The sequence below is a fragment of the Shewanella sp. FJAT-51649 genome, assembly GCF_019457435.1.
GTDB lineage: Bacteria > Pseudomonadota > Gammaproteobacteria > Enterobacterales > Shewanellaceae > Shewanella > Shewanella mangrovisoli.
This window is the reverse complement of sequence record NZ_CP080411.1, coordinates 3824232-3844123: the sequence shown is the minus strand read 5'-3', so window position 1 is coordinate 3844123 and position 19892 is coordinate 3824232. Positions and strand designations below refer to the sequence as shown.

General features: G+C 49.3%; 13 protein-coding genes. 8 read left to right on the top strand and 5 right to left on the bottom strand.

Annotated elements, in window-relative coordinates; all coding sequences use genetic code 11:
* Positions 1-93: 93 nt before the first annotated feature.
* The 3 genes from K0H59_RS16880 to srmB form a co-directional block, all read right to left on the bottom strand.
* On the bottom strand, positions 94-3297 hold the full coding sequence (locus K0H59_RS16880) for an efflux RND transporter permease subunit (RefSeq protein WP_220053782.1): 3204 nt from the start codon (positions 3295-3297) through the stop codon (positions 94-96).
* A complete protein-coding gene (locus tag K0H59_RS16875) occupies positions 3297-4514 on the bottom strand; it encodes an efflux RND transporter periplasmic adaptor subunit (RefSeq protein ID WP_220053781.1) in 1218 nt (405 codons plus the stop codon). Before K0H59_RS16875 ends, K0H59_RS16880 begins: the two co-directional genes overlap by 1 nt.
* Before the next feature lie 267 nt (positions 4515-4781).
* Entirely contained in the window at positions 4782-6041 is a 1260-nt protein-coding gene (gene srmB / locus K0H59_RS16870; RefSeq protein ID WP_011718139.1) for an ATP-dependent RNA helicase SrmB, read from the bottom strand.
* Positions 6042-6441: 400 nt separating this feature from the next.
* Between srmB and K0H59_RS16865 the strand changes: the two genes are divergently transcribed.
* Both K0H59_RS16865 and K0H59_RS16860 read left to right on the top strand, forming a co-directional pair.
* Complete coding sequence (locus K0H59_RS16865; protein WP_220053780.1) at positions 6442-9810, top strand: MHYT domain-containing protein; 3369 nt, start codon at positions 6442-6444, stop codon at positions 9808-9810.
* Between the two features lie 2 nt (positions 9811-9812).
* Entirely contained in the window at positions 9813-10808 is a 996-nt protein-coding gene (locus tag K0H59_RS16860) for a two-component system response regulator (protein WP_220053779.1), read from the top strand.
* Between the two features lie 57 nt (positions 10809-10865).
* Here the strand turns inward: K0H59_RS16860 and K0H59_RS16855 are convergent, their stop codons facing one another.
* Positions 10866-11591 carry a tRNA1(Val) (adenine(37)-N6)-methyltransferase gene (locus K0H59_RS16855; protein ID WP_220053778.1) on the bottom strand — a complete coding sequence of 242 codons (726 nt, stop codon included), beginning with the start codon at positions 11589-11591 and terminating at the stop codon, positions 10866-10868.
* Positions 11592-12115: 524 nt separating this feature from the next.
* On the opposite strand from K0H59_RS16855, the gene brnQ reads away from it, so the two are divergent.
* The 6 genes from brnQ to K0H59_RS16825 all read left to right on the top strand — a co-directional run bounded on the left by brnQ (position 12116) and on the right by K0H59_RS16825 (position 18010).
* Positions 12116-13531 (top strand): branched-chain amino acid transport system II carrier protein, encoded by a 1416-nt coding sequence (gene brnQ / locus K0H59_RS16850; RefSeq protein ID WP_176399838.1) that lies wholly within the window; start codon positions 12116-12118, stop codon positions 13529-13531.
* An 82-nt stretch (positions 13532-13613) separates the two neighbouring features.
* A complete protein-coding gene (gene xerD, locus K0H59_RS16845; protein ID WP_220053777.1) occupies positions 13614-14516 on the top strand; it encodes a site-specific tyrosine recombinase XerD in 903 nt (300 codons plus the stop codon).
* A 150-nt stretch (positions 14517-14666) separates the two neighbouring features.
* Positions 14667-15392 carry a bifunctional protein-disulfide isomerase/oxidoreductase DsbC gene (gene dsbC, locus K0H59_RS16840; RefSeq protein WP_220053776.1) on the top strand — a complete coding sequence of 242 codons (726 nt, stop codon included), beginning with the start codon at positions 14667-14669 and terminating at the stop codon, positions 15390-15392.
* A 92-nt stretch (positions 15393-15484) separates the two neighbouring features.
* A complete protein-coding gene (gene recJ, locus K0H59_RS16835) occupies positions 15485-17209 on the top strand; it encodes a single-stranded-DNA-specific exonuclease RecJ (RefSeq protein ID WP_220053775.1) in 1725 nt (574 codons plus the stop codon).
* A gap of 38 nt (positions 17210-17247) precedes the next feature.
* On the top strand, positions 17248-17577 hold the full coding sequence (locus K0H59_RS16830; protein ID WP_220053774.1) for a hypothetical protein: 330 nt from the start codon (positions 17248-17250) through the stop codon (positions 17575-17577).
* A gap of 13 nt (positions 17578-17590) precedes the next feature.
* Entirely contained in the window at positions 17591-18010 is a 420-nt protein-coding gene (locus K0H59_RS16825; protein WP_220053773.1) for a GNAT family N-acetyltransferase, read from the top strand.
* Between the two features lie 73 nt (positions 18011-18083).
* Here K0H59_RS16825 and ahpF read toward each other — a convergent pair whose 3' ends face one another.
* Positions 18084-19661 (bottom strand): alkyl hydroperoxide reductase subunit F, encoded by a 1578-nt coding sequence (ahpF, locus tag K0H59_RS16820; RefSeq protein WP_220053772.1) that lies wholly within the window; start codon positions 19659-19661, stop codon positions 18084-18086.
* Positions 19662-19892: the final 231 nt, after the last annotated feature.

Below are 19892 nucleotides of genomic sequence, written 5' to 3'. Positions count from 1 at the left end.
CGCACAACGCTTTACTCGTCAGGGCAGGCTAGAGATAAAAAAGAGAGCCTAGGCTCTCTTTTTTATGGGGTTAGGATGATGACTGTACGACCACTAATCCTGTTTATAGTCAGGTGCATTAAAGGCATCTAAGGATACCTTGTGACTCTCATTGGTCGGTAAATGCCTTTCCTGCGATGTTTTTGGACGCCACCACCAGTGGTAAAAACGGCTAGAGGTACGTTTAACATCATCGAGAATGATGTACAGCAAAGGCACCAAAATTAGGGTCACCACAGTCGAGAACAGGATACCGAAGGCGAGGGAGGTCGCCATAGGGATCACAATCTGCGCCTGTAAGCTGCGTTCAAGAATGATAGGCACAAGACCGACGAAGGTGGTTAACGAGGTCAAGATAATTGCCCTGAAACGATAGCAGCCAGAATCTACCGCCGCTTGTCTGACCGATTGCCCTTGCTCCCGCGCCCGGTTAACAAAGTCCACCAGAATCAAGGAGTCGTTTACCACTACCCCTGCGAGCGCGACGATACCACAGAGACTCAAGACGCTCATGGCAAGGCCTTGGATCAAATGTCCAAACAGGGCACCGATAATCCCGAAGGGGATGACTGACATAATGATCAGCGGCTGGCTGTAAGACTTGAGCGGCACCGCCATTAAGGCATAAATGGTAAACAGCGCAAAGAAGAAGCCCTGCATTAGACCGACCATGGCATTCTGCTCATCCAAACTGCCGCCATCGAGGGTGGTTTGGATTTTCGGATACTTGGCCTGTAACTGCGGTAGGAAATCCTGTTGGATCTCATTCACAACCTTGGAAGGCTCCACCTTGTGTTTGTTGGCATTGGCAATAATGGTAATTGCTCGCTTGCCATCGACACGGGTGATTGAGGCGTAGGATTCGCCTTTTTCGACTTCAGCAACGGTTGAGAAAGGCACCGACTTGCCCTGCGGCGTGCGGATCAACATATTCTCGAGGTAGCCAACGGTACGGCGCTGCTCTAAGGGGTAGCGCACCATGACTTTGATTTCTTCTTTATTACGCAAAATACGTTGTGCTTCATAACCATAGAAACCATAACGGACTTGGCGTGCTAAATCTGACAAGGTTAAACCCAGCGCTTCGGCCTCGGGGCGGATCTTTAAACGGATCTCATGGCTACCCGAGGAGAAGTTATCGGCAATGTCGTACACGCCTTCGTAGGTGGCGAGCTTTTGCTTAAGCTCACGGGCGGCTGCGGATAACTCTTCGAGATCGCTCGAAGTCAATCTAAAGGAGATGTCACCACCGCCTCCGCCGTTACCGCTGGCGTTGAAATCGAGCTTTTTCACCGACAGTAACTCGGGTAATTGTTCGCGCCACGCGGCGGCAATCGTCTCGCCATCCACATCCCGGTCTTCACCTTTGGTGAGTTCGGCAAAGATAAAGGCGGAGGTGCGCGAGCTCATGTTGATAAAGCTGTGCTTCACCACTTCGCTGCCGTTGTCCTTCTCCATTTTGGCGTTCATCTTGTACAGGGCTTCTTCAATATCCTGTACCACCTTGAGGGTGTTTTGCTCTGAGCTGCCTTCATCCATCTCTAGCTGTACTTGGATAAAGTCCGATGGAATATCGGGGAAGAACACCCAGCGCACTTTGCCGCTGGCGACTAAGGCTATGGATAAAATCAGCACACCGATAAAGGCCGCGACTACGTTGTAGCGATGTTGGATACAGCGCTCGAGAAAGTTGCGGTAGCTGTGGTGAATAAAGTGCTGAACGCGATTGTTAAATCTGTCCTTGAAGCGACCAAAGAAACCCGTGGGTTCCCCCGGTTTTCTAAACTTCATGTGGGCTAAGTGCGCTGGCAGGATAAATTTAGATTCCACCAGTGAAAATGCCAGACACATGATGACCACCATGCCGATGGATTTCCAAATAATCCCCATGGGGCCAGAGACCATCAACATAGGGATAAAGGCGGCGATGGTGGTTAACACCCCGAAGGTGGCGGGCATAGCCACTTTTTGCGCACCGCGGATCACGTTATCAATCGAGTGTCCGTGCCGTTCGACCTCGCTGTAGGCGCTTTCACCTATCACAATTGCATCGTCGACCACTATCCCCAAGACGAGAATAAAGGCGAACAATGTCAGCATGTTGATCGTCATGGAGAAAGGTTCCAACGGCATGATCAGCATAGTGCCGAGGAAACACACGGGTAATCCCATCATCACCCAGAAGGCGAGTTTGAGGTCGAGGAACAGGGCTAAAATCACAAACACTAATAGGGCACCGTAAAACATGTTCGACATCATCATGTTTAAGCGGCCCTTGAGGTAGTGGGTTAAGTCTCCCCAAGTGTCTAATTGTGCATTGGCTGGCAAGGTGGCACGGCGTTTCTCGACGTAGTCTTTAACCTGTTGAGCAATGTCGAGGGCGTTTTGATCGTTCACGCTGGTCACTTCGATAATCGCTGCAGGCTTGCCGTTGAAGCGGGTGTACTCTAAACGTTCTTCAAAATCATCCTTAATGGTTGCCACTTGGGGCAACATCACCCGGCTACCATCGGTGCGCGTGGTGACGACAATATTGGCAAAATCATCACCGGTATAGGCTTGGCCTTTAGTACGCAGCAGAATGTCGCCATCTTCGGCGCGGATCGAACCGCCCGGCAAGTCGATAGAGGAGTTTTGCACCGCCAAGGCGACTTGCGAGAAGGTTAAGCCGTATTCCCGCAGTTTATCTTCCGAGACTTCGATACCGATTTCATAGTCGCGCACCCCTGTGACTTTCGCACGGGTCACAGAAGGGAGTTGGGTCAAATCATCACGTACCGATTTGGCCAGTTCCTTCATATCGTGCAGCGACATATCACCGTAGACCGACACCCAAATCACGTTGTTTTCGGGTTCGATTTTAAAGATTTGCGGTTTTTCGATGTTCACCGGGAAGGTGGAAATGGCGTCCAATCGCAACTTGGCTTCGTCGAGTACGGTTTGCACGTCGTAGTCATCTTCGACTTCGACCGTGATGGCGCCGACCCCTTCACTGGCAACCGAGGTAACTTTTTTAATGCCGTTGATATCTTGGATGGCTTCTTCAATCTTAATGTTGATGCCTTCTTCGATTTCCTGCGGCGCAGCGCCGGGATAAGCAACGGTAATGCTCAATAAGTTAAGGTTAAAAGAGGGGAAGACCTCTTTATTAATCAACACTGTGCTAAATAGACCGCCAATCAGCAGCGCCCACATTAACAGATTGGCCGCCACGCTATTGCGGGCAAACCAGGCTAAGATCCCTTTTTGTGTATCCATTAGTTTACTCCAGCGGCCGCAAGACTCGACTCAGGAGCATCTTCCTTAGGTGTGGGTGTCTGCACTGGCTTGGTATCTTCACCTATGATTTTGACCAACTGGCCATTCGCCATATTGCTAAAGTGAGTGATGGCAACGCGCTCACCGGTTTTTAAACTGTCCTTGATAAACACATTTTCAAGATCGCTACGCACCACATTCACATGGCGCATCTCGACAATATTTTGCTCGTTAACCAAGGCAACATGCTCATTACGCACCACGTGGCGAGGCAATTTGACTATGCCATCGACGGTGCGCCCCTTAATTACGGCGTTGACAAAGCTGCCGTATTTCAGCGGTAAACTGCCTTGGGTTTTGTGCTCACGCAGGTAAGGGTCTTTAATCTCTGCCACGAGGTAAACCATGCGGTTATCGGCATCAATCACGCCTTCGCTACGAATAATATTACCCATCCAAGTGTTTTCCTTACCCGCCAAAGAGGCGCTTAAGGTGACTTGGGTATCGGGGTGATCGACGGATTCTAGATAGGCTAAATCATCGTTAGAGATAGGCAGACGAATTTCGGCAATGCTAGTGTCGTATAGCTCGCCTAGGTTAGTGCCTAATGTAACGTACTGACCTAAATCGACATTTCTTGCTTTGATAATGCCATCGAAGGGGGCGCGAATGACTGTACGCTCTAAATTACGCTGCGCACGCGCGAGGGCGGCTTGCGCATATTTCACGTTGGCTTGCTCTTTTTTCAGCTGTGGAATACGTAACCCCAGCTCTGGCGGTAAGCCTTTGTCGTAACCTTTAAATTCGATTTTAGCGACTTCGCCACGGGCGATTTCTTCATTCAGTGCCGCAGTTGCCTGAGCCAAGGTGGCTTCGGCTTGCATTAAATCGGCTTCGTAATCCGAAGGTTCGATTTGGGCTAATTGGTCGCCTTTCTTCACTATGCCACCGGCCACAAATTGCGGGGAAATGCTCAGCATCCGCCCTTGGACTTCGGTGACCAGTTGCGTCTTATATTTAGGGGTAACCACGCCGTAGGAAGGAAGATTAAGCGATACTGTTTGCTGCTCAACCTGAGTCACATCCACGATAGGCACGGGCATTTCTTCGGGCTTTTGTTCGGGGGCTTCCTTGGTTGACATCAGTGCTATTGCGCCAACAACAAATAACAGCAGTATAAACAGAGGAGATAATCTCCTGAGTAAAGTTTTCATCATATGATTGTTACATCCGTGCTAAATCGCTTAATGCGCCTAAAATATCAGAGTCAGGCAGCGCAATAAATTTATTTTTGTAAATAAAATGTGTCTAAAGGTGATATCGAATGGCGTAGGGCTTATCGAGTTTGGTGACTTCCCGAGTTACCACCTTAATTTGTTGTGATTAGAGAGGCTTGGAGGTTGTGAGTTCCATCATAGTCACAAGGGCGTTGTGCCATCCGCCCATAAAAAAAGCCGCATTATGCGGCTTTTCTCGTACCTGTATTATTGCTTCTTACGTGCAATTTTACTGGCCTTTTTAGCTGCTTCTTTTTTGCTGGTTCGCTTCGCGGCTTCCTTGGCTTTTACTTTGGCCTTTTTCTTGGTCGGCACGCGCGCCTCTTTATGTTTAGGACGCAGTTCCTCAATGATGCGGCGTTTAAGCGGCTGCTCGATATAACGCTCAATCTTACCGACAATCCGCATATCGTGGGCTTCGGCCAATGAAATTGCCGTTCCTTTTGCACCCGCGCGGCCAGTACGACCAATACGGTGAATGTAACTATCGGCAGAACGTGGCATGTCGAAGTTAATCACATGGCTGATATCGTCGATATCGATACCACGGGCGGCCACATCGGTCGCGAGTAACACATTCACTTCACCTTTGGTAAAGCGGCTTAAAGCTTGGAAGCGTTTCTTCTGTTCCATGTCGCCACGCATAAAGGCGCAGGGAATACCAGCTTTAAGCAGTTGGCCTTCGAGGCTAGAAACCACATCGCGAGTCTTCACGAATACGATGGCGCGTTTAACGTCTTCCTGCTTGAGCAGATAGCACAGCAGAGCAATCTTATGTTCTTTATCGTCGGCAAGGTGGATCCATTGGTGGATCTTGGCCTTCTCTTTACGCGGTGCGTCGACATCGATTTCGATAGGATCGTTAAGCACTTCGCGGGCAAAACGGATAACGCCGCTGCCTTCGAGGGTGGCCGAAAACAGCATATTTTGCTTACGACCTTGGGCTTCGAGGGCAATGGCTTTCACCACGGCGGAGAAACCCATATCGAGCATGCGGTCGGCTTCGTCGATGATCAATATGTCGACCGATTCCGCGCTGAATTTGCCTTTATCTAAATATTCCATCAGACGGCCAGGCGTCGCGACCAGAATATCGATATTGTCTTTTAGGGCTTCTTCCTGCGGGCCATAGGGCACACCGCCTGTGATGATGGCGATATTCAGCCCTTGGCCTGTGGCTAAGTGGCAGGCATAGCGGTGAATTTGGCTGGCTAACTCGCGGGTTGGGGTCAGGATCAAAATTCGTGCATGGCCAGAATAGCGACGGGGAAAGTCGATTAAGTGTTGCAGTGCTGGCAATAAGAAGCTGGCGGTTTTACCTGTACCCGTCGGGGCGCGCGCCAAAATATCCCGCTGCTCGAGGGCATGGGGCAGGGTTTCTTGCTGGATGGTGGTGGGCGACAGGTGCCCCATGGCTTTAAGTGACTCTAATAAGCTAGGGTCAAGCTGAAAATCTTCAAATTGCATGCGCGGCGTCTCGACGAATAATAGCCAAGCATTATAAAGGTTATAACCGTTAACTTAAATAATTTAATCGGAAGTGGCTTTACTTTTACGCGGTTTGGCCGATGCAGTACGGGTCTGTCTACTTCAAGGCCGTTAACAGTTGCCGTTGGGAGTGGATTTTACCGTACTCGATTGCATTTGAAGGCAGACATTTTGCAAAAGATGTATAAGATAAAGAGAATATTGTAAAAATATTGGCTTTTGTTGAGAGAGTTCGAAGGATTGATGGGATGTTAGCTGGAGTCTTAACAATAAATTGTGCTGATGGTTGATGAGCGTCATCCCATAGTACCCAAGTGTTAGCCCTGCTTGGATTAGCGTACAAAATGTTGGTTACGATTAGGTTTTACGTTTCTAAAACATGGGCTTGGAACATATGGCTTTTGATTGGTTATCGCAGTTTTTTATTTTTTCCCACGACAGCCTATTGCTGAATGTCTACTACAATCCCCTGTTAGTCACTATATCCATTCTGATTGCGATTTTTGCAGCCTTTATGGCCTTTCAGGTGACGACTCAAGCGGCGCAGAGCCAATCGAGAGCACGCCAGCAGATCATGCTACTGACAGGAAGTTTAGTCCTTGGTGGCGGTGTCTGGTCGATGCATTTTATCGGTATGTTGGCCTTCGATTTATGTTCGCCCGTGAGCTATGACTTTGGCCTCACTGCGCTATCCTTATTGCCCAGCATAGGTGCCTCATGGGTGGCGCTTAACCTGCTGTCTAAACCGAGTTTTCAGTTTTCTCAAGTCTTGCTGAGCGGCACCTTAGTGGGTGCCGGAATTGGCACTATGCATTATGTGGGAATGGCGGCCATGGAGATGGCGCCATTGCTGCGTTACGACCCATGGATTTTTGCCCTGTCGATTGTGGTCGCCGTGCTATTAGCCATTATTGCGCTGTGGGTTCGTACTGGGTTGAATCAGCTTATTTCCTCCAATATGAGCACCATTACGAGTAATTTTATCGCCAGTATCGTCATGGGATTAGCGATTTCGGGCATGCATTACACTGGCATGGCGGCGGCGCGTTTTGTTAGACCCGAAGGTTTGGAACTGAGCCAGCAGACCTCGGAAATCTCATTTTATCTTGCGCTCGGCGTTTCGGTGATCACCACTGCAATTATCTGCTTAGTGCTGATTGTGAATGTGATCTTTAAGTATAAAGACCTGTCTTTACTCGCAAAATCCAATGAAGACCGCATGCGCGCTATGATGAATACCGCCGTCGATGGCATTATCACTATCGATGGCCAAGGTATCATAGTGAATGTGAACAAGGCGGTGACCACTATTTTAGGTTGGTCGCCTGCCGAACTGCTTGGGGCGAATGTGAAAAAAATCGTCCCAGAGGCGATTCGGTCGCACCACGATGGCTATTTAGCTAGGTATGCTAAGACCCGCGAAGCGCAGATTATTGGCACGGGGCGAGAGGTCGAAGCGCAACATAAGGCGGGTCATTTAGTCCCGGTGCGCCTGAGTATCGGCCATGTGATGCAGGGCAAAGCCCATTATTTTGTCGGCTTCATCTCCGATCTCAGCCAACGCAATGAGATGGAACAAGAGCTTAAAAATAATGAGGCCAAGTTTCGCTCGCTGATCACCAATATCCCAGGCATTGCCTATCGCTGTAAAAGCACCGAGGGCTGGCCCATGGTATTTATCAGCGACGCGGTGCAGAACATCACTGGCTATCCCGCCGAAGACTTCGAACTTCCCCATCCGAAACGTTTCTTCTCGGATCTCTATCATCCGGATGATATTGAAACCATTTACGCCCAAGCGCAGCCACCGACCTTTTCGATGGAATACCGCATTATCCGCGCAGATGGCGGGGTACGTTGGCTGTTCGAGCACGGCAATTACATCCTCGATGAAACCAGCAAAGAGGTGTGGATTGACGGCTTCCTGATGGATATCACTGAGCGTAAGGAGATGGAGCAGGACTTAGTGACGGCAAAGAATAATGCCGAGCAGGCGGCAGCGGCACGCGCGGCGTTCTTGGCCAATATGAGCCACGAGATCCGCACGCCAATGAATGCCATTATCGGCTTTAGCGATATTCTGTTGGAGTCGGTATTAGATATTGAGCAGCAAAAACAGCTCTCTACCATCAATCGCTCCGCCAAATCCTTGCTGCACCTACTCAACGATGTGCTCGATAGCGCCAAGCTCGACAAGGGCAAACTAGAGTTAGAAAGTCGAGTATTTTGCTTAACCGATGAAATCGATACTGTGATTTCAACCTTGTGGTTGCAGGCGAAGAAGCAGCGTTTATCCCTCGAGGTCGATGTAGCTCCGACGATGGCGGCAAACTTTATCGGCTCGCCGGAGCGTATCCGCCAAGTGCTGATCAATTTGATTGGCAATGCGGTTAAATTTACCTGCGAGGGGACGGTGACGGTCAGAGTCTTCCCACAAGACACGACCCAAGACACGACCAAAGTCACCTTCGAGATTATCGATACTGGAATTGGTATGTCGCCTGAGCAGCTTAATCGGGTATTTGAAGCGTTTGCCCAAGCCGATGCCTCCATGAGCCGCAAATACGGTGGCACAGGGCTTGGGACGACTATCAGTAAGCAGTTGGTCGAACTGATGGGCGGAGAGCTCTCCGCCGAAAGTACCTTAGGTCAAGGCAGTACATTCCGCTTTACCATTCCCTTACAACCTAGTTCAGAGCCGCTATCGAACCAGCGCACCGACAATGGAACATTACCGCCACTGACGCTACTCGTTGTCGATGATATTCAACAGAATATCGATCTCCTGTCCGTATGGTTAACCCGTCAGGGGCATAAAGTGATCACTGCCCGCGATGGTGAACAGGCGCTGCTGCGGATGCAAAAAGCCGACATCGATATCACCTTGATGGACCTGCAAATGCCGGTAATGGATGGATTAACGGCGGCGAAGATGCGCCGTGAGCAAGAGGCCGCATCTCAATTACCCCATATGCCAATCATTGCGTTAACCGCGAGTGTGCTCGAGCAAGACAAGAGCGCCGCCGAGCAGGCTGGTATGGATGGCTTTGCCAATAAGCCCATCGATTTTGCGCTGCTGACGCGGGAAATTGCCAGAGTGTTGCAACTTAATCCGCCTCAAGCCGAGTTTGAATCTTTGCCGCCAGTTAGCTCGCTATTAGTCGATGAAGCCAAGGGCGTGAAATTGTGGGGTTCTAAACCCCTATTTATCAAAGAATTGATGAAGTTTATTGCCCAATGGCCAGAGAAAAGCCAAGCGTTGCAACAGGCAATGAGTGAGCAAGATACGGCAACAATTAAACTCTTAAGCCATAGTTTGAAAGGGGTTAGCGGTAATCTGGGTCTGCTGCAATGGATGGCGCACTTTGGCCAGTTAGAGCAGTTGGCGCAAGCTGAGTCACCCTCACGTGAAGCCATGGAGGCCATAGTTGCTCAGATTAGCGACTCTCTCGTCGAGATTGGGGATTATATCGAGGGCACTACAGTGCCTGCGGCCAGCGTATCCGTTGCCATCCATGCGAAGACTGGCGATCCCGCACAATTGTTAACGCATATTGATGCCTTGCTGGCATCGATTGCGCACCATAGTTTTGAAGAGTCTGATCTTGAAGCGCTCACGGCTCGTATTGATGAGCATCTGCGCCTTCATGTGGCCATGATTACCGAAGCCTTAGACAACTTTGATTTTGATATTGCACATAACGAATTGACCGAGTTACGGCGTTCTATCACCGCGAATAAGGAGTAGCAATGCAGTCTACATCTGAACATAAGAAAACCTTATTGTTGGTGGATGATGAGCCCGTTAACTTACGGGTGCTCAAGCAAGTTTTACATCAGGATTACCATCTTATCTTTGCCAAAAGTGGCGAAGAGGCCCTGCGCCTCGCGCAAACTGAGCTGCCATCGCTGATCCTACTCGATATTATGATGCCCAATATGACGGGGCTAGAAGTCTGTCAGTTGCTGAAAAATATCCCTGAGACCCAATCGATCCCGGTGATTTTTGTTACCGCTTTGAATGATGAGCATGATGAAGCGGCGGGCTTTGCCGTGGGTGGGGTAGATTATATTGTGAAGCCGATTTCGGCCACCGTAGTCAAAGCGCGGGTGAAAACCCATTTATCCTTAGTGCAGGCCGATGAATTGCGCCGCACTCGCTTGCAAGTGATCCAACGTTTAGGTCGCGCCGCCGAATATAAAGATAATGAAACTGGCACCCATGTGCTGCGCATGAGCCATTATTCTAAAATTTTGGCCTTGGCCTACGGCCTGAGTGAGGCGCAGGCGGATGATTTATTGCACGCGGCACCCATGCACGACATAGGTAAAATCGGTATTCCCGACAGCATTATGCTCAAACCGGGTAAGTTGACCGATGAAGAGTTCGCCATTATGAAAACCCATCCTCATATTGGTGCCGAAATTATCGGTGAGGCGGATTCCGAGCTGCTACGGTTAGCTAAATCCGTCGCGCTGACTCATCACGAGAAATGGAACGGCACAGGTTATCCTAATGGATTGAAAGGCGAAGCCATTCCATTAGAGGGACGCATAGTCGCCCTCGCCGATGTGTTTGATGCGCTTACCAGCAAACGTCCCTATAAAGAGGCTTGGTCAGTTGATAAGACCATGGACTATATCCATGAGCAGAGCGGGGTGCATTTCGATCCTGAGTTAGTGCGGTTATTTACCGACAACTTAGACAAAGTGCTTGAGATTAAAAATAAATGGATAGATAGCTGATATTAGATCCGCTACAAAAGATAAGGCTCTTGATGCGAGCCTTATCTCTCACACCAATTAAAGTTTTAGATAAAAATCTTTCGTTATTTCAATCGTTTGCTCGGTATAGCGGCCATCTTCCCCACGTAGGGTGAGCTCTGTGCGCTGACAGGGTTCATCCTGACTTTGAGTCAACAGAGTCCTAGCCAACAGCAGCAAGACGCGATTGGCGGCCTTATTCTCCACGCTTTTTACCCTCACTTCCTTTACAAGATAAAGTTGAGTCTGATGCAGGCAAGCTTTAAAGCGCGTCAGACTTTGGATGGGGAGGATCAGGCTGGCGTGGCCTTCATGCGACAGGCACTGACTTATCGCCTCGAGTAAGGGCGTAAAGCCTAAGGTATCAGTGTGGCGCGCCATCGCCCTGTGTTGCTCATTTGCCTTGGGGCCATGTTCGAAGTAGGGCGGGTTGCAGATGATATGGTCGAAATATTCTTGATACTCAGCTTGTTGGCAAACGTGCTGAATATCGCCATGAATGAGCTTACATCTATCTGCCCACGGACTTTGCGTCATATTGTATTGGCACGCCGCGGCGGCTTTTTCTTCCAACTCGACAGCGGTGATTTGCCCTTGGCTACGCTGCGCCGCCATTAAACTCAATAATCCACTTCCCGCACCAATATCGAGAATGTGCTTGGCCTGCGACAGCGGAGCCCATGCACCTAATATCACGCCGTCGGTGCTGACGGGCATGCCGCAATTAAGATCGTCAATGTGGAATTGTTTAAAGGTAAATGCCATTGGATATCAGACTATCGAGTGAATTAATGGGGGGCGATTTAAGATTGCCGCTATTTTAAAGGGCCGTTCGCGCTTTAGCTAAGATTTTTATGGTTTAGTGAAATAAGTCTATTCTTCCATTTAGATCTGGTTTTTGTGTTTTTTATGCTGTTTTGAGGCGAAGTTCACTTAATTAACGGTTTAATTTATTACCTTGGTAACGCATTGTTAGCAGTTAATTAGCATTGAGGTGGTTTTTTTCTTAAAAACAACCTTGATTGTTGTATTGGTTTTTGAATTCTGTTATTAGTTTCGCCCCCATTTTTAATCAATTTTATGATTAACGGATAGGTGAACGGGTTTTTAGGTGAATAAATCGGCAGTGAAGCCAATTTTTAGTTCATTTTTGTTTATAAACTCAGCAGATATCGCACATATTTACCACGGAATTGTGTAAACATAGATTTACACTCCGAATGGGCTTTGTTTTAGCTATGGCTAATCGACACATAATCACTTAAGTTTATTAAAAACAATAAGACAAGATGGGGCTTTCCGTGCAAGACAATCAGATGAGTATCGGGGATACATTGGGCTTAGGTTTTATGACCTTCGCGTTTTTTTTGGGGGCGGGTAACTTAATTTTTCCACCCTTTGCGGGTATGTTGGCCGGGGAGAATATGCCCCTTGCCATGTTAGGCTTTCTCATCACTGCCGTAGGTTTACCTTTAGTCGGGCTCATTGCTGTTGCTAAGGCTCAAGGTAAGGTTATGGCAATGCTGCCAGTGTTTGCGGCAACCGCTTTGGCTATCGCAATTTATATCATTATTGGACCAGCGTTTGCGGCGCCGCGTACCGGTCTTGTGGCCTATGAAATCGGTGCTAAGCCCTTTATCGACAACACTACGGCGACCATTATGCTTGGCAGTTTGTCGCTTAATTTGTCGCAACTTATCTACACCCTGTGCTTCTTCACTGTGACTATGCTGCTGGCATTGTTCCCCGGTAAATTACTCGACAGCGTCGGTAAAGTATTAACTCCTATCCTGTTGTTATTACTGGTCGGTTTAGCCCTGTCTGTGGTGTTTTTACCCGCAGGCGATGTAGGCGTGGCCGTGGGTGACTACCAAAACCATCCGCTGACCAAAGGTATCCTCGAAGGCTATAACACCATGGATACCCTAGCGTCTTTGATGTTCGGTATGTTGATTATCGATCTGCTGCGTAAAAAGGGGATTGACCAGCCTAGCGCGCAGACTAAATACTTGATCCGCGCAGCCTTTATCGCGGCGGCAGGTTTGGCCTTTGTGTATGTGTCACTGTTCTTTTTAGGTGCGACGGCGGGTGATATTGCCGTGGGCGCGAAAAACGGTGGCGAGATTTTAACTAACTATGTGACTCGTGAGTTTGGCAGTTTAGGTACTGTATTGCTGTCTACTGTCGTGACTCTAGCCTGTTTAACCACAGCGGTCGGTTTAGTGAGTGCCTGCTCAGAATTTTTCAATGAGCTGATGCCAAAGCTGTCTTACCGTTTCTTAGTGGTTCTACTGAGCGCCATCTGTGCTTTGATCGCAAACGTTGGTCTGTCGCAGTTAATTACTATCAGTATTCCGGTGTTGATGGCAGTTTACCCTGTGGCGATTGCCTTAGTGGCGGTGACCTTCTTGACCGAATACTTCCCGCGTCCGCAGTTTGCCCATCGCGCGGCACTGTCGGTAGCCTTGCTGTTTGGTATTTTCGATGGGATGAAAGTCGCGGCGAAAAGTCTCACTGGTGAAGACGGTAAAGGCGTGACTGAAGCGGCGCAAAGCTTTATCGATCTCGTCAGTGGTATGTCTCCAACGCTGTCTATCCTACCGCTGTATGAAGAGGGCATGGCGTGGTTATTACCAACACTAGTGGTGATTGTGCTCTGTTTAATCATTCGTGGTAGCGGCGCGAAAACAGTTAGCGCGGCATAAACAAGGCGCTGCCAGAAGCAGAACAATTGAGTTAATATCAACGGCGTACCTTTAGAGTGCGCCGTTTTTTTATGGAGTTTTTGTGGCTAAAACCTATCAGTGCGATCCGCTTATCGATGCCTTTCTCGATGATCTTTGGTCCAGCAAGGGCTTAAGTGATAACACCTTGAGTGCCTATCGCACCGATTTACGCCATTTTGACCGCTACCAACAGGGCCAAGGCCTGCGGTTAATCGAGGTGGGGCAAGCCGATGTGCGTGCTTATTTAGCCTACCGCGTCGAGCAACAATTTGCCCGCACCAGTAGTGCACGTTTGCTGAGCAGTTTACGGCGTTTTTACACCTACTTACTGCAGACCAAACAGATTGCAGGCGATCCTATGGCGTTAATTGAATCGCCTAAATTGAGTCGGCAGTTGCCCGATTCCTTAAGTGAGTCTCAGGTCGATAGATTGCTGGCCGAGCCCAATGTGGACGACCCCGTTGAGTGCCGTGACAAAGCCATGCTCGAACTCTTATACGCCACTGGATTACGGGTGAGTGAGCTGGTGGGACTCACCATGGAGCAGATGAGTTTGCGCCAAGGTTTAGTGCGGATTGTGGGTAAGGGCGGTAAAGAGCGTTTAGTGCCCATGGGCGAGCTGGCCATTACCGAGGTCGAGCGTTACTTAAGCTTTGCACGGCACGAACTCTTGGGCAATATCCAGTCCGATGTGGTATTCCCTTCGAAGCGGGCACAGATGATGACAAGGCAAACCTTTTGGCATCGAATTAAGCTCTATGCGAGCCGTGCTGGCATCGAAACTGAGCTTTCGCCCCATACCCTGCGACATGCCTTTGCCACCCACTTACTTAACCATGGCGCCGACCTGAGGGTGGTACAATTACTCTTAGGCCACAGTGACTTATCGACCACTCAAATTTATACCCATGTGGCTCGAGCGAGATTACAAGAGTTGCATCAACAACATCATCCTCGAGGTTAAGTTAGATCCTTCACAAAACCGTGGATGGTCGAATTTAGTTACAGTATAAATTTGCATTCTATCTGGCTTGTCTGTAACTTTTTGCCCCCATACAAGGTCTAATAAGCAGACCCATATTTCGCAGTAGCGATTTACTTAATAGGAAGTCCCATGAAGTTGACCCGAGCATTATCTTTAGTTACCGCGCTTGTTGTAGCGCCTCTGGCCAGCGCCGCTACGGCGACCACTCCCGACACCGCTGCGATTAAGCAAAAACTCAGCGAGATGTTAGACGTTGAAGTGATTTCAATGCAGGACTCGCCGATTGAAGGTTTATACCAAGCCATGACCAATCGTGGTGTGCTCTATATCAGCCGTGATGGCACAAAACTGTTCCACGGTAATTTGTACGATCTCGATAAGGGGATGAAAAACCTGACTGAAGCTGCACTTGCTGGCCCGCGTTTAGAGATGATGAAGCCGCTTGAAGATCATATGTTGGTATATAAGGCCAAGGATGAAAAACACGTAGTGACGGTATTTACCGATGTAAGCTGTGGCTATTGCCGCAAGTTGCATAGCCAAATGGCCGACTACAACAAGATGGGCATTACCGTGCGTTACTTAGCCTTCCCACGTGCTGGCGTACCATCTGCCAATGCCGATGAAATGCAAGCCATCTGGTGTGCTAAGGATCCATTAAAAGCCATGACAGAAGCCAAGGCGGGCCAAAAAGTGTCTGCCGCGACCTGTGATGCCAAAATTGCTGAGCAGTATGAGTTAGGCACCAGCTTTGGTGTTAACGGCACGCCTGCAATCGTATTGGAAGATGGCAGCATGATCCCAGGATATCAACCACCTGCGGATTTACTGCGTACCTTAGAAGCGCGCAAATAATCCCGTTTCGGATAAATTTATCCCATTAAAGGTGAGCTTAAGGCTCACCTTTTTGTTATCTTAGCCCCATGATTGCTTAAGAGTTTGCTCCCTTGAACCATAAGATAGTCCGTCGTCCAACCGTTGATGATAGCCATTTACCCGCTCACCTTCCGCCGTTATTAAGACAGCTTTATGCCCGCCGTGGTGTTATGCCCAACGAGTGCGAGCTAGTACTTAAAGGCCTGTTAAGACCCGATACTATGAAGGGCTTGGAGCAGGCCGCTAAGTTGATTGCCGATGCGATGCAGCAGGAGAAGTCGATACTGATCGTCGGCGATTTTGATGCCGACGGCGCCACTTCGACCAGTGTGTGTTTGTTAGCACTACGGATGATGGGGGCGAGCAAGGTCGATTATCTGATCCCCAACCGTTTCGACTACGGTTATGGCCTAAGCCCTGAGATTGTCGCCGTGGCGGCATCCAAACAGGCAGAATTGCTTATCACAGTGGATAACGGCATCTCCTCGATTGAGGGCGTAGCCGCCGCCAAGGCCTTTGGCATGCAGGTGGTGATCACCGACCATCACTTACCCGGCCATGAGTTACCAGATGCTGACGCCATAGTGAATCCCAACCAGCCCGGTTGCCAGTTTGCCAGTAAATCGATTGCCGGCGTCGGGGTTGCCTTTTATCTGATGACGGCGCTTCGGGCAGAGCTGCGCGCTCGTCATTGGTATCAAGCCCGCGGCATTGCCGAGCCAAATCTTGGCACTCTGCTGGATATTGTTGCCCTTGGCACTGTGGCCGATGTGGTGTCGCTCGATGCTAACAATCGTATTTTGGTTGAAGCGGGATTGGCGCGGGTGCGCAGCGGCCGTTGCCGCGTGGGTATTACCGCTCTACTCGAAGTGGCGAAACGTAATCCCGCTAGGATTGTCGCCTCGGACTTTGGCTTTGCGGTAGGGCCTAGGCTTAATGCCGCCGGCAGACTGGATGAAATGGCGCTTGGGGTTGAAACCCTGCTGTGCGAAGACATCATGTATGCAAGGCGGATGGCGGCAGAACTCGATAGCCTCAACCAAGAGCGACGTGAACTTGAGGTGGGGATGCAGCAAGAGGCGCTTAAAAGTCTTGAATATCTAAAGCTTAATGAAGAGCAACTTCCGTGGGGCATAGCCCTCTTTCAAGAGGATTGGCACCAAGGGGTTATCGGTATTCTTGCCTCGCGGATTAAAGATAAATACCACAGACCCGTTATCGCCTTTGCCGACGCGGGTAATGGCGAAATTAAAGGCTCGGCGCGCTCCATCAAAGGTTTGCATATGCGCGATCTGCTGGAGTTGGTGAACTCTCGCCATCCTGGGCTTATCAGCAAATTTGGCGGCCATGCAATGGCAGCAGGCTTAACCTTAAAGTCAGGCGGCTTTGCAACCTTTGCCAAAGCCTATGATGATGCGGTGCGTGAACTATTAAAGCCTGAGCAGCTCACAGGTGAGCTTTGGTCCGATGGCGAATTAACGCCTACTGAACTTACCCTCGAAATCGCCCAGTTACTCCGTAATGCGGGGCCTTGGGGTCAGTCCTTCGAGGAGCCATTATTCGATGGCTATTTTAAGATTATCCAGCAGCGGATTGTGGGGGAGCGCCACCTTAAATTAGTGCTTGAAACCCCATGTAGCACAGTGATGTTGGACGCGATTGCCTTTAACGTGGATTTACACACCTGGCCTGATGCGACAATTCAGCATGCGCGCATCGTCTATAAGCTGGATGTGAACGAATATCGCGGTAATTTCACCCTGCAGTTGATGGTCGAGCAAATCGAGCCAATGTAGTCCGTTATTGCGTGGAAGAAAGGTGAAAAGGAGTTCAGTTGAAGCCGTTATCGGATAAAAAAATTCGTCAGTTACTCAAGCGCTTTGCGTGGATATACGCGACATGTTTGAGTATTCCCTTTCTGTCGGCGCTTTTGACGACCAAGGAACAGGGCCAAATGCTGATTATTGGTATTTGGCCTGCCGCTTCGCTGCTTTACTTCTTGGCTTATCGTCATCTCGCCCATTTATTCAAATATGAAATCAATCGCCACTTGGCATTTACCAACCATGGTGGTGGCACTCTGGCGGGCGCCTTGTATTCGTTAGCTAAATTAGTGTTATTTGCCATGGCTTTCATGTTATTGGTAAGCGTCAATAACAGCTAAATCGAGGCAAGTGATGGAATACCGGGTCAGTACAGCGCAAACGGAAATGGATTTTGATGTTATCCATGGTTTTATTGCCAACAGTTATTGGGCGCAGGGCATGCCGCCAGAACTCTTGCGAAAGGCGCTTTGCAACAGTTTATGTTTTGGGGTGTTTGATGTGGATAATCAACAGCTTGCCTTTGCGCGACTGATTACCGATAAAGCCACCTTTGCCTACCTTGCCGATGTGTTTGTCCTCGAATCTCACCGCGGCTTGGGGTTAAGTAAGATGATGATGGCAGCAATTATGGAGCATCCTGATCTGCAAGGATTAAGGCGCATAATGCTCGCCACCCGCGATGCCCACGGACTCTACGCCCAGTTTGGTTTCAAAGCGGTCGATACACCAGAAACCTTAATGCAAATTAGGCTTGAGAATACTTACCTGTAGAACAGGATTGTTAACACTAAAACAAAAAGCCAGCATCAGCTGGCTTTTTCGTGAGGGGAATAATCGTTAACGATTAGGCCGCTTTAGTTTCTGTGGTCTCGGTACTGTCATCGCTATGGCGAATTAAGTAATCAAACGCACCCAATGAAGCATTCGCGCCGCTACCCATGGCGATAATGATTTGCTTGTAAGGTGAGTTAGTCACGTCACCTGCGGCAAATACACCTGGAATAGAGGTTTGGCCGCGCTCATCAACGATGATTTCGCCGCGAGGAGTCAAATCCACAGTGCCTTTTAACCATTCAGCATTGGGCACTAAACCGATTTGTACGAAGATACCAGCCAGCGCGATATGGTGGTTTTCACCGGTCGCACGGTCGGTGTAGTTCAGGCCGTTAACACGGGTACCGTCACCAGTCACTTCAGTGGTCATCGCTTGAGTAATGATATGGATATTACCCATAGAGGCCGCTTTACGTTGCAGTACGTCATCGGCGCGCAGTTTGCTATCAAATTCGAGTACTGTGACGTGCTCAACTATGTTCGCTAAGTCGATTGCCGCTTCGATACCTGAGTTACCTCCACCGATCACTGCAACACGTTTGCCTTTAAATAATGGGCCGTCACAGTGTGGGCAGTAGGCTACGCCCTTACCACGGTATTCTTTCTCACCGGGGACATTCATTTCGCGCCAGCGGGCACCCGTTGCCAGTAGTATGGTACGGCTGCGCAGTTTAGCACCGCTTGCCAGTTCGAGTTCGAACAAGCCATCGCTCGCCAGTTTAACGGCTTTCTGGTTATCCATGATGTCGACTTCGTAGTCACGAACGTGGGCTTCAAGGTTAGCCACCAGTTTTGGACCTTCAGTCGCTTTTACCGAAATAAAGTTTTCGATACCTACAGTTTCGGCAACTTGGCCACCGAATTTATCGGCAACCACACCAGTGCGAAGACCTTTACGGGCAGCGTAAATCGCAGCTGCAGCGCCAGCAGGGCCACCACCGACGACTAAGACTTCGTATGGAGCTTTTTGGCTGAGTTCTTCAGCTTTACGGCTGGCAGCGCCAGTATCGAGTTTATTTAAGATCTCACCAATGCTGATTCGACCCGCGGCAAATACTTCACCGTTTAAGTACACAGACGGTACGGCCATGATGTTGCGGCTGGCCACTTCATCCTGAAACAGGGCGCCGTCGATCATCACGTTGGTGATGTTCGGGTTGATCGCGGCCATCATATTCAGCGCCTGAATCACATCAGGGCAGTTTTGGCAGGTGAGTGACACATAGGTTTCAAACTCATATTTGCCAGGCAGATTACGGATCTGTTCAATGACATCATCGCTGAGTTTGATTGGGTGTCCACCCGTGTGCAGCAGGGCTAACACGAGTGATGTAAATTCGTGACCCATAGGCAGACCAGCAAAGCTAATCTGAGTATTGAGATCGGTGTTAACCACTGTCATCGCTGGCGTACGAGAGCCTTGAGCTTCTTTGATGCTCACTAAAGAGGAAAGGCTAACGATGTCATTGGCTAAGCTTTTTAATTCTTGAGACTTCTTGCTTTCATCTGCTGACACGACAAGTTCAACTGGTCTCTTGAGGTTTTGCAGATAGGTTTGCAGTTGATTTTTTAAATTCGCATCTAACATGATGACTCCAAAATCCTTGAAAATGAAATAATTGAAAACGCGAGGGGGCCAACCTAGAACCTTGCAGGGGGCGGTTCTCTCTTCCTATTTGGCACCGCAGTAGCGTTGGCTGCATTTACTCACCCCAATCGCTTAGATACTAAGCTCATGGGGATTCGTGCAATTGCCGTCTTACTGCGCTGCCAACTAGCTTGAGATACTAGGTTGGCGGGGTTGACTCTTGTTAGGCTA